Below are 10,663 nucleotides of genomic sequence, written 5' to 3' on the forward strand. Positions count from 1 at the left end.
GGTCGAAAGAATTACCAGTGGGCGGCGCGGCGGCCGTCGTGGTGCAGCAGGCGGCCCTTGTCGGCGGCCGTGACGCCCGCCACGGTGGCGCGCAGGCCGCGCACGCTGTCCTGCACCGTGAGCGCAGCGCCTTCGCCGCCCATGTCGGTCTGCACCCAGCCGGGGTCGATGGTGATGAGGGTGGCGTCGGGGTAGTCGTGCTGCGCCGAGGCCACGGCCATGTTCAACGCGGCCTTGCTGGTGCGGTACAGCCACGAGCCGCTGTCGGGCACGCTGCCGATCTGCGACATGGAAGAGGACAGGAACGCGAACACGCCCTGGGCGTCGGCCACCAGGGGCGCGACCTGCGGCAGGGTCTGCATGGCGCCCAGCACGTTGGTGTGCATGACGGCGTCGAAGTCTTGCTGCGTGGGCGGCGTGGTGGCGTTGGGGCGGCGGATGACGCCGGCAACGTACCAGGCGGTCTCGATCTTTTCGCCGTCGAGCTGCCAGGCCAGGCCGCTCACGCTGGCGGGGTCGGCCACGTCGATGGTCAGCACCTCGCCCCCCAGGGCCTGCACCCGCTCGCGCCCTGCGTCGTCGCGCACGGTGGCGATCACGCGGCGGCCCGCGTCGGTGTACTGGCGCACCAGCTCCAGCCCGATGCCGCGCGATGCGCCGATGATGAGGATGGACTTCATTTTCAAGACCTTTCAGTGCTCTACCGCTTGATAGATAAGCGCAAGTAGCTACTAAATTAATAGCAATTCAGAGGGCACGTTGTACAAAGCCGCGCTCTACAAATGGACGGCGAATTCGAAGTAGCCCGACCACGTGGGGTCGAAGCGCGTGGTCAGCTCCAGCGAGGCGGCTTCGTCGCGCAGCAACAGCGGTGCGAGCGCCTGGCGTGCCATCTGCGTGTCGCCCACGTAGTACACGGCCTTGCGGCGGCCGGCGCGTGTCATGGTGTAGGCCAGGATGCCCAGCTGCGGCAGTTCGAGCAAGGTGGCGGCCTGGTCCTGCAAGGCCTGCACGGCGGCCAGTTCGTCGCGGTTTTCGACAGCCAGGTCCAGCTCGAGCGCGTAGGCGAGGTCGGCCCGCATCGCGACGGGCTGCGCGCTGCGGTTGACCATGACGATGGCCTCGTCGCCACGGCCGTCGGCGCCTGGGCCGAAGGCGAGCGTCATCCCTGCCCAGTCGTGCTCGCCCTGGGGAAACTCTCCCGTACGGCCCAGAAAATCGATCCAATGCCGGTCGAACACCGGAGGCAGCTGGCTGAGCGGGGTCCACTGCGCGTCGGGGTCCTGCGGCATCTCGACGAAGTCCACCGCGCCCACCTTCACCGCAAAGTCGTACTCGCCCAGCACATGGTCGAGCATGATGAACGCCATGTTGCGCGCGTGGTCCTGGTAGTCGCTCGGGATCTCGCGGCCGAAGCGGATCTCCAGCGCGGCCTGGCCGTCATCGCGGCCGCAGGCCACCAGCACATCGGACGTCTCCAGTTCGAAGCCGTCCATGCCGATGGGAAAGTCGGGCTGGGTGGTGCGTTCGCGGAAAGCGCGCAGCCGGTAGTGCGCGAGCGTCGGCGCTGCGGCCACCAGCTGCATGAGCAGCGGAAAGTTCTCCACGCTGCCGTGCGCAGTGGCGATCAGGTCCACCACGGCATCGTCGTCGCCGCCGGACATCTCGAGCGCCAGGCCTTCCAGGTGGCGCTCGAGAATGGTGTTGGCCGCTTCCACGCGGTCGCGCAGGGGCAGCGCCTGCAGCGTGGGCTGCGCGGCGCTGAACTCTGCCCAGAACGCGGTGATCTCGGGCGATGCGGACGCCGCCATCAGACGAGTTCCAGCGCCACGGCCGTGGCCTCGCCGCCGCCGATGCACAGCGTGGCCAGGCCCTTGGTCAGACCACGGGCCTTCAGCGCGTACATCAGCGTGACCATGATGCGGGCGCCGCTCGCGCCGATGGGGTGGCCCAGCGCGCAGGCGCCGCCGTTCACGTTGACCTTGTCGTGCGGCAGGTCCAGCTCTTTCATCAGCGCCATGGGCACCACGGCGAAGGCTTCGTTGATCTCCCACAGCTGCACGTCGCCGACCTGCCAGCCGGCCTTGGCCAAAGCCTTCTGCGTGGCGCCCAGCGGGGCGGTCGCAAACCATTCGGGCTCTTGCGCATGGGTGGCGTGGCTCACGATGCGGGCCAGGGGTGTGGCGCCGAGCTTTTTGGCGGTGGACTCGCGCATCATCACCAGCGCAGCCGCGCCGTCGTTGATGCTGGAGCTGGAGGCTGCAGTGATGGTGCCGTCCTTCTTGAAGGCGGGCTTCAGGGTGGCGATCTTCTCGAGCTTGACCTTGCCCGGGCCTTCGTCGGTCGACACCACGGTCTCGCCCGCACGGGTCTTGACAGTCACCGGCACGATCTCGGCCGCGAATGCGCCGGACTCGGTGGCGGCCTTGGCGCGTTGCACGCTGGCGGTGGCGAAGGCGTCCTGCTGCTCGCGGGTGAACTGGTACTTGGCGGCGCAGTCTTCGCCAAACGTGCCCATGGAACGACCGGCCTCGTAGGCGTCTTCCAGGCCGTCGAGCATCATGTGGTCGAAGATGCGGTCATGGCCCAGGCGGTAGCCGCCGCGGCCCTTTTGCAGCAGGTAGGGTGCGTTGGTCATGCTCTCCATGCCGCCGGCCACCATGACATCGTGCGTGCCGGCCAGCAGCATGTCGTGCGCCATCATCGCGGCCTTCATGCCGGAGCCGCACATCTTCGACAGCGTGACCGCGCCCGCGCCCTTGGGCAGGCCGCCCTTGAAGGCCGCCTGGCGTGCGGGCGCCTGGCCCTGTCCGGCCATCAGGCAGTTGCCGAACAGCACTTCGCCCACGGCGTCGGGCGATACGTTGGCGCGCTCCATGGCCGCCTTGATCGCGGCGCCGCCCAGGTCATGGGCGGACAGGCTCGAAAAATCGCCCTGCAGCGACCCCATGGGGGTGCGCGCTGCGCCGACGATGACGATAGGGTCTTGCGTGGATGAAGTCATGGTGTGGTCTCCTGGGTTGCTGTCGGTATGGGGTGGATGAAGCGAAACGTTGGATCGGTGTCTGCAGCGCCGGGGCCGTCAGGCTTGCACTGTGGGTATGGCGGGCGCGATGGGCACGGCGGGAACGTTGTGGGCGAAGCGCCGGTCGCTGTCGTACGGAAAGACGTCGAGCATGTGGCCGGCCTGGATGCGCTCCTTGTGCGACTGCCAGAACGCGGCATCGAGCAGGTCCGCGTGGTGCTTCATGAAGACCTCGAGCACGGCGTCGTTGCCCAGCAGGAAGGGGCCGAAGGTTTCGGGGAACACGTCGCGCGGGCCGACGCTGTACCAGACCTCGCCGCTCATCTCTTCTTCTTCGTTGCGCGGCGCGGGCACGCGGCGGAAGTGGCAGTCGGTAAGGTATTCGATCTCGTCGTAGTCGTAGAACACGACCTTGCCGTTGCGGGTGACGCCGAAGTTCTTCCAGAGCATGTCGCCCGGGAAGATGTTGGCGGCGACCAGGTCCTTGATGGCGTTGCCGTATTCGATCACGCTGCGCTCCATCCGCTGGTGGGCGCGCGGGTCGGACAGGCCGGCGTCGAAGGCTTCCTGCAGGTAGATGTTGAGCGGCACCATGCGGCGCTCGATGTACAGGTGCTTGATGATGACCTCGGTCTGGCCGTCACCGTCGCGGTCGCTGATCTCGAGCTGGCTGGGGGCGAACTTTTCGATCTCGGCGATCAGCGCATCGTCGAAGCGGTCGCGCGGGAAGGCGACCTCGCTGTATTCGAGCGTGTCGGCCATGCGGCCCACGCGGTCGTGCTGCTTGACCAGCAGGTACTTGCCCTTGATCTGCTCGCGCGTGGTTTCCTTCTGGTGCGGAAAGAAGTCCTTGATGAGCTTGAACACGAACGGAAAGCTCGGCAGGTCGAACACCAGCATCACCATGCCCTTGATGCCCGGTGCGATGCGGAACTTGTCGCTGGAGTGCTTGAGGTGCGAGAGGAAGTCGCGGTAGAACAGCGTCTTGCCCTGCTTGGCCAGGCCCAGGGCGTTGTAGATTTCGGCGCGGGGCTTGCGCGGCATGAGGCTGCGCAGGAACTGCACGTAGGCGCTGGGGATCTCCATGTCGACCATGAAGTACGCCCGCGCAAAGCTGAAGAGCGCGAGCAGGTCGTCCTCGCCGAACAGGGCGGCATCGATGGCGAGCTTGCCCGCGTCGGTGTGCAGGATGGGCAGCGCGAACGGCACTTCGCTGAAGCCGTTGATGATCTTGCCCACCACGTACGCGCCCTTGTTGCGGTAGAACAGGCTGGCCAGCACCTGGATCTGGAAGTTGGCGCGCAGCGTCATGTGCGCGATGCGCGGCTCGATGGCGGCCAGCACATGGGCGGTGTCGCGCGCGAGGTCTTCGAACTCGCGCTGCAGCCGGAAGTTGTCGATGACGGCCTGCAGCGTGCTGTGCAGGTTGCTGCGCGAGGGGTAGTACGCGCGGTAGGTGGGCAGCGCCGCGGGCTCGTCGTTCTCGATGTACTCGGTGCTGACGGCCGGTCGCACGAAGATGAAGTCGTTGTGGAAGTGCGTGCGGTGCAGGATCTTGGTGGTGACCGAGTTGAAGAAGGTCTCGGCCAGCTCGGGCTGGTGGTGGTTGACCAGCAGCCCGATGTAGTGGAGCTTGATCTGGTGCCACACGTCCATGGGCTGCGAGCCGGCGCCGAACTCTTTTTCGAGCCTGCGCACGCACTCCTTGACCCGCAGGTCGTAGAACTCGATGCGCTCGCGCTGGGCCCGCTGCTGGCCCGGCCAGTCGGCCGTCTCGAAGCGGTGCTTGGCGCGCGCGGACTCGGTGCGAAACAGCCGGTAGTGGCGGTTGAAGCCGTCCATCATCGACTTGGCGATGCCGTAGGCCTCGGGGGCATCGAGCCGCTGGGGAAACATGGCGCGCCGGGGCTGGCTGGGGGCCTGGTGCGGGGCCGGGCTATTCGCGGTGCTTGGAAGCGACACCGGCGATGGCGGCCTTGTAGATCGCATCCAGGCCTTCGGTGCTGTCCACCGTCATGTGCAGGTTGTTGATGAGGCCGTCCTTGAGGCCGTAGCACCAGCCGTGCAGCGTGACCTTCTGGCCGCTGCCCCAGGCGTCGAGCATGACGGTGGTCTGCGCGATGTTGACCACCTGTTCGATGGCGTTGAGCTCACAGAGCACGTCGTGGCGCCATTGGGGGGCGGTAGCGGCGATGAGGTCGCGGTGGCGGTCGCGCACGTCCTGCACGTGGCGGATCCAGTTGTCGGCCAGGCCCACGCGGATGCCTTCGAGCGCGGCCAGCACGCCGCCGCAGCCGTAGTGGCCCACGACCATCAGGTGCTCGATGCGCAGCTGGTCGACCGCGTACTGGATGGTGGACAGGCAGTTGAGGTCGGTCGGCACCACCACGTTGGCCACGTTGCGGTGAACGAACACCTCGCCGGGCTCCAGGCCGGTGATCTGGTTGGCCGGCACGCGGCTGTCCGAGCAGCCCACCCACATGTACTTGGGCTTTTGCTGGGCCAGCAGGCCGGTGAAGAAGCCGGGGCGCTCGCGCTCCATCTGGGCGGCCCAGGCGCGGTTGTGTACGAAGAGGTCGTCGATGGAGGTCGTCATGGGGTCCTTGAAGTCAACGTGCCGCCAGGGGTTGGCTGGGGCGGCGGGCTCAGCAGGTCTCGGCGAACAGTTCGCGGCCGATCAGCATGCGGCGGATCTCACTGGTGCCGGCGCCGATCTCGTAGAGTTTCGCATCCCGCCACAGGCGGCCCAGGGGGTACTCGTTGATATATCCATTGCCGCCGTAAATCTGCACGCCCTCGCCGGCCATCCAGGTGGCTTTCTCGGCGCACCACAGGATGACGCTGGCGCAGTCCTTGCGCACCTGGCGCACATGGTCGGTGCCCAGCATGTCGAGGTTCTTGGCCACGGTGTAGGCGAACGAGCGCCCGGCCTGCAGCACGGTGTACATGTCTGCCACCTTGCCCTGGATGAGCTGGAACTCACCGATGCTCTGGCCGAACTGCTTGCGGTCGTGGATGTACGGGATCACGTTGTCCATGACAGACTGCATGATGCCCAGCGGCCCGCCGGTGAGCACCGCGCGTTCGTAATCCAGGCCGCTCATCAGGACTTTGGCGCCCTGGTTGAGGCCGCCGAGCACGTTGGCCGCTGGCACTTCGACGTTGTTGAACACGAGCTCACCCGTGTGGCTGCCGCGCATGCCCAGCTTGTCGAGCTTTTGCGCAATGCTGAAGCCCGGCATGCCTTTTTCGATCAGGAAGGCCGTGACGCCGCGGGCGCCCAGCTCGGGCTCGGTCTTGGCGTAGACCACCAGCGTGTCGGCGTCGGGCCCGTTGGTGATCCACATCTTGTTGCCGTTGAGCAGGTAGTAGCCGCCTTTGTCCTCAGCCTTGAGCTTCATGCTGATCACGTCGGAGCCTGCGCCCGGCTCGCTCATCGCCAGGGCGCCCACGTGTTCGCCGCTGATGAGCTTGGGGAGGTACTTTGCTTTTTGCGCCTCGTTGCCGTTGCGGTTGATCTGGTTCACGCACAGGTTGCTGTGCGCACCGTAGGACAGCCCGACCGAGGCGCTGGCGCGGGAGATTTCTTCCATCGCCACCATGTGCGCGAGGTACCCCATGGACGCGCCGCCGTACTGCTCGGACACGGTGATGCCGAGCACGCCCAGGTCCCCCATCTTGCGCCACAGGTCCATGGGGAACTGGTCGCTGCGGTCGATCTCTGCCGCGCGCGGGGCGATCTCGGCTTGGGCAAAGTCGCGCACGGCGTCGCGCAGCGCGTCGATGTCTTCGCCCAGCTGGAAGTTCAGGCCGGGAAGGTTGGCGGGAATGCTCATGGATGTCTCCTCAAAGGTGAAGGGCAAAAGGCTTGTGATCAGCCCTGGATGTGGTCGCGGCCAGTGACCGCCATGAGCGTGCAGCCCATAGTGGCGACCAGTTTTTCCTGTCCGCCGTCGATGGCGAAGGCCCTGCCCTCGCACACCGTGATGGTCCGGCCGGGCTTGAGCACGCGGCCTTCCATGCGAAAGCGCTCGCCTTTGGCAGGCGCCAGCAGGTTGATCTTGAATTCGATGGTGAGCACGGCAGCGTCGGCGGCCATCAAGGTGAAGCCGGCATAGCCGCAGGCGGAATCCAGCGCCGTGGCCACCATGCCGGCGTGCAGAAATCCGTGCTGTTGGGTCAGGGCCGCGGCCCAGGCCAGTTCGATGTCCACCGCGCCTGGAGCGATATGGCCCAGGCTGGCGCCCAGCGTTTGCATGGCACCCTGGAGTGCAAAGCTTTCGCGCACTCGGGCGGCGTACTCGGCGTTGCGGGGCTCGAAAGGGGTCGTGGTCACACGGTCTCCAGATTTACGTTTACGTAAACGTCAATTATGGATCATTTTTGTTTTTCGAGCTTCATCAGCAGGGCCCGGGCGTCGCTCTCGTGGTCTTGCACCTCTTCGAGATTGGCTTTCAGGTCGGCCATTTGCTCTTCCAGCTGCTTGCGGTGCACCACCAGCACGTCGAGGAACTTGCGCAGTTGCACACCTGTATCGCGGGGGCTGTCGTAAAGGTCGATGATCTCCTTGGCCTCGGTGAGCGAGAGGCCCAGGCGCTTGGCGCGCAAGGTCAGCCGCAGCCGGGTACGATCCCGCGCGCTGTACACCCGGTTGCGGCCTGCGGCGCCAGTGCGCTCCGGTTGCAGCAGGCCCATGTCTTCATAGAACCGGATGGCCCGCGTGGTGAGGTCGAACTCTTTGGCGAGGTCGCTGATGCTGTAGGTGTTGGCCATGTGCTTGTGGAATGCAGCGCAGGTGGTTTCGCCCAGGAGACAGCCCGTCGGCCGCCAATCCCTACAATGCCTGGATGCATGACGTTTACGTTAACGTCAATGCTAACTCATCCGGTAGCCGCCATGAATCCTCTTGAACACCAAATCCACTACCCGTTGGGCGACACGCTGCCCGGCGAGGGCTCCGTGCTGGAGGTCGCACCGGGGATTCGATGGATACGGATGGGGCTGCCGTTCGCGCTGGACCACATCAACCTCTGGCTGCTGCGCGACCGGCAGCCTGATGTGCACGGTCATCTGGTCGACGGCTGGACGGTGGTGGACTGCTGCATCGACAGCGCCACGACGCGCGCGCAGTGGGAGCAGGTCTTTGCAAACTGTCTGGAAGGACTTCCCGTGTTGCGCGTGATCGTCACGCACATGCACCCGGACCACATCGGTCTGGCGCACTGGATCTGCGAGCGGTGGCAGGTGCGCCTGTGGATCAGCGCCACGGACTATCACACCGCCAGAGTCGCTGTGTATGACCGCGACGGCTTCGGCGGCGAAGCGAACGCAGACTTCTATGCGCTGCACGGCATGCGGGACGAGGAGTTCCTGCAGCATGTCCGCACGCGCGTGTCTTATTTTTGGACCCTGGTCCCGGCGCTGCCGTCCGCGTATCGCAGACTGCTGGACGGGGGCACTGTCGACATTGGGGGCTGGGCCTGGCAGTGCATCAGTGGGTACGGCCACGCCCCGGAGCACATCGCGCTGTACTGCCCGGAGTTGGGCATTCTGCTGAGCGGCGACATGGTGCTGCCTCGCATTTCCACCAACGTGAGCGTTCATGCGACGGAGCCTGAGGCCGACTCCTTGCGGCTGTTTTTGACGTCGCTCACCAGGTACCTCGATCTACCACTGGATACCCTGGTACTGCCATCGCACGGCAAACCTTTTATCGGCTTGCATCAGCGGATACAGCAACTGGAAGATCACCACCGAGATCGCCTCAATGACATCATGGACGCAGACGCGGCCAGTGCAACGGGTCTGTCAGCAGCGGACATCCTGCCTATTCTGTTCAAGCGAACGCTGGATGCTCACCAGATGACGTTCGCGATGGGCGAAGCGTTGGCCCATTTGCACTATCTGTGGCTTGGGGGACAGATGGATCGCTGGCTGGACTCAGACGGAGTTCATCGATTCAGACACCGTACTGCGGGTTGACATCCTCTGCTGCGCTGGGAAGGTGGGGCACTTTGTGGCGTTCTGTTGACCACGATTGCACGCCAACAGCCGGCCTGGCCCAAAACGCCACTCCAATTTTGGAAGGGTGTAACACAGCGGTACATGTGCTCGTCATTCACATGCGGTGTGACTTCGTCAGCGCTTGCCTATTACAAGGCCTTTAGCTTTCGCAATTTCCATCTTTGAATTGCCCAAAGCAAAAAACCCCAGTCATTGCTGACTGGGGTTTTCTGGGCTGTAAGAGCCTGACGATGACCTACTTTCACACGGGAACCCGCACTATCATCGGCGCAAAGTCGTTTCACTGTCCTGTTCGGGATGGGAAGGAGTGGTACCAACTTGCTATGGTCATCAGGCATAAAGGGTTGCCATACTGAACGTCACGTTTGGAGTTCAGTACAACGAATTCATAGAGTTAAATCAGCTTTTGGTGTTTTGACTGCGTCAACTTGGCATAACAATCTTTGAGCTTGGCACACATTCATTTCTGGATGCATGTTGGCTATCAAAGTTATAGGGTCAAGCCGCACGAGCAATTAGTATCAGTTAGCTTAACGCATTACTGCGCTTCCACACCTGACCTATCAACGTCCTGGTCTTGAACGACTCTTTAGGGGGCTCAAGGCCCCGGCAGATCTCATCTTGAAACGAGTTTCCCGCTTAGATGCTTTCAGCGGTTATCTCTTCCACACTTAGCTACTCGGCAATGCCACTGGCGTGACAACCGATACACCAGAGGTGTGTCCACTCCGGTCCTCTCGTACTAGGAGCAGGCTTCCTCAAATCTGCAGCGCCCACGGAAGATAGGGACCAAACTGTCTCACGACGTTTTAAACCCAGCTCACGTACCTCTTTAAATGGCGAACAGCCATACCCTTGGGACCGGCTACAGCCCCAGGATGAGATGAGCCGACATCGAGGTGCCAAACACCGCCGTCGATATGAACTCTTGGGCGGTATCAGCCTGTTATCCCCAGAGTACCTTTTATCCGTTGAGCGATGGCCCTTCCATACAGAACCACCGGATCACTATGTCCTGCTTTCGCATCTGCTCGACTTGTCAGTCTCGCAGTTAAGCACGCTTATGCCATTGCACTATCGTCACGATGTCCGACCGTAACTAGCGTACCTTCGAACTCCTCCGTTACGCTTTGGGAGGAGACCGCCCCAGTCAAACTGCCTACCATGCACTGTCCCCGATCCAGATAATGGACCTAGGTTAGAACCTCAAACACACCAGGGTGGTATTTCAACGTTGGCTCCATGACATCTAGCGACGCCACTTCAAAGCCTCCCACCTATCCTACACAGATCTGTTCAAAGTCCAATACAAAGCTACAGTAAAGGTTCATGGGGTCTTTCCGTCTTTCCGCGGGGAGATTGCATCATCACAAACATTTCAACTTCGCTGAGTCTCAGGAGGAGACAGTGTGGCCATCGTTACGCCATTCGTGCAGGTCGGAACTTACCCGACAAGGAATTTCGCTACCTTAGGACCGTTATAGTTACGGCCGCCGTTTACTGGGACTTCAATCAAGAGCTTGCACCCCATCATTTAATCTTCCAGCACCGGGCAGGCGTCACACCCTATACGTCCACTTTCGTGTTTGCAGAGTGCTGTGTTTTTATTAAACA

General features: G+C 63.3%; 9 protein-coding genes and 2 rRNA genes (1 of these 11 cut by a window edge). 1 reads left to right on the forward strand and 10 read right to left on the reverse strand.

Annotation, left to right across the window (positions count from 1 at the left end; translation table 11 throughout):
- Window positions 1-11 precede the first annotated feature (11 nt).
- The 8 genes from ACSQ3N_RS22905 to ACSQ3N_RS22940 form a co-directional block, all read right to left on the reverse strand.
- Window positions 12-680 carry an SDR family oxidoreductase gene (locus ACSQ3N_RS22905; protein WP_436147554.1) on the reverse strand — a complete coding sequence of 223 codons (669 nt, stop codon included), beginning with the start codon at window positions 678-680 and terminating at the stop codon, window positions 12-14.
- Between the two features lie 96 nt (window positions 681-776).
- The gene (locus tag ACSQ3N_RS22910; protein ID WP_436147555.1) at window positions 777-1,811 is read right to left on the reverse strand and encodes a DUF695 domain-containing protein; all 1,035 of its coding nucleotides are present in this window, start codon (window positions 1,809-1,811) and stop codon (window positions 777-779) included.
- Entirely contained in the window at window positions 1,811-3,004 is a 1,194-nt protein-coding gene (locus tag ACSQ3N_RS22915) for an acetyl-CoA C-acyltransferase (RefSeq protein ID WP_436147556.1), read from the reverse strand. The genes ACSQ3N_RS22910 and ACSQ3N_RS22915 overlap by 1 nt, the downstream gene beginning before the upstream one ends.
- A gap of 78 nt (window positions 3,005-3,082) precedes the next feature.
- Window positions 3,083-4,921, reverse strand: a complete 1,839-nt coding sequence (aceK, locus tag ACSQ3N_RS22920; protein ID WP_436147557.1) for a bifunctional isocitrate dehydrogenase kinase/phosphatase — start codon at window positions 4,919-4,921, stop codon at window positions 3,083-3,085.
- Between the two features lie 40 nt (window positions 4,922-4,961).
- Entirely contained in the window at window positions 4,962-5,621 is a 660-nt protein-coding gene (gene can / locus ACSQ3N_RS22925) for a carbonate dehydratase (protein ID WP_396506835.1), read from the reverse strand.
- A 49-nt stretch (window positions 5,622-5,670) separates the two neighbouring features.
- Window positions 5,671-6,861: an isovaleryl-CoA dehydrogenase gene (locus tag ACSQ3N_RS22930; RefSeq protein WP_436147558.1), complete on the reverse strand. Its 1,191-nt coding sequence runs from the start codon at window positions 6,859-6,861 to the stop codon at window positions 5,671-5,673.
- 38 nt (window positions 6,862-6,899) lie between these two features.
- Complete coding sequence (locus ACSQ3N_RS22935) at window positions 6,900-7,361, reverse strand: PaaI family thioesterase (protein ID WP_056162652.1); 462 nt, start codon at window positions 7,359-7,361, stop codon at window positions 6,900-6,902.
- A gap of 41 nt (window positions 7,362-7,402) precedes the next feature.
- Window positions 7,403-7,798 (reverse strand): MerR family transcriptional regulator, encoded by a 396-nt coding sequence (locus tag ACSQ3N_RS22940; RefSeq protein ID WP_056162649.1) that lies wholly within the window; start codon window positions 7,796-7,798, stop codon window positions 7,403-7,405.
- A gap of 123 nt (window positions 7,799-7,921) precedes the next feature.
- Between ACSQ3N_RS22940 and ACSQ3N_RS22945 the strand changes: the two genes are divergently transcribed.
- Window positions 7,922-9,007: an MBL fold metallo-hydrolase gene (locus tag ACSQ3N_RS22945; protein WP_056162647.1), complete on the forward strand. Its 1,086-nt coding sequence runs from the start codon at window positions 7,922-7,924 to the stop codon at window positions 9,005-9,007.
- Window positions 9,008-9,271: 264 nt separating this feature from the next.
- Here ACSQ3N_RS22945 and rrf read toward each other — a convergent pair.
- A 5S ribosomal RNA gene (gene rrf, locus ACSQ3N_RS22950) occupies window positions 9,272-9,384 on the reverse strand.
- A gap of 159 nt (window positions 9,385-9,543) precedes the next feature.
- A 23S ribosomal RNA gene (locus ACSQ3N_RS22955) occupies window positions 9,544-10,663 on the reverse strand; it runs 1,759 nt beyond the window's last position.

Origin of the sequence: Acidovorax sp. LjRoot194, from assembly GCF_964253015.1 — a bacterium.
GTDB lineage: Bacteria > Pseudomonadota > Gammaproteobacteria > Burkholderiales > Burkholderiaceae_C > Acidovorax.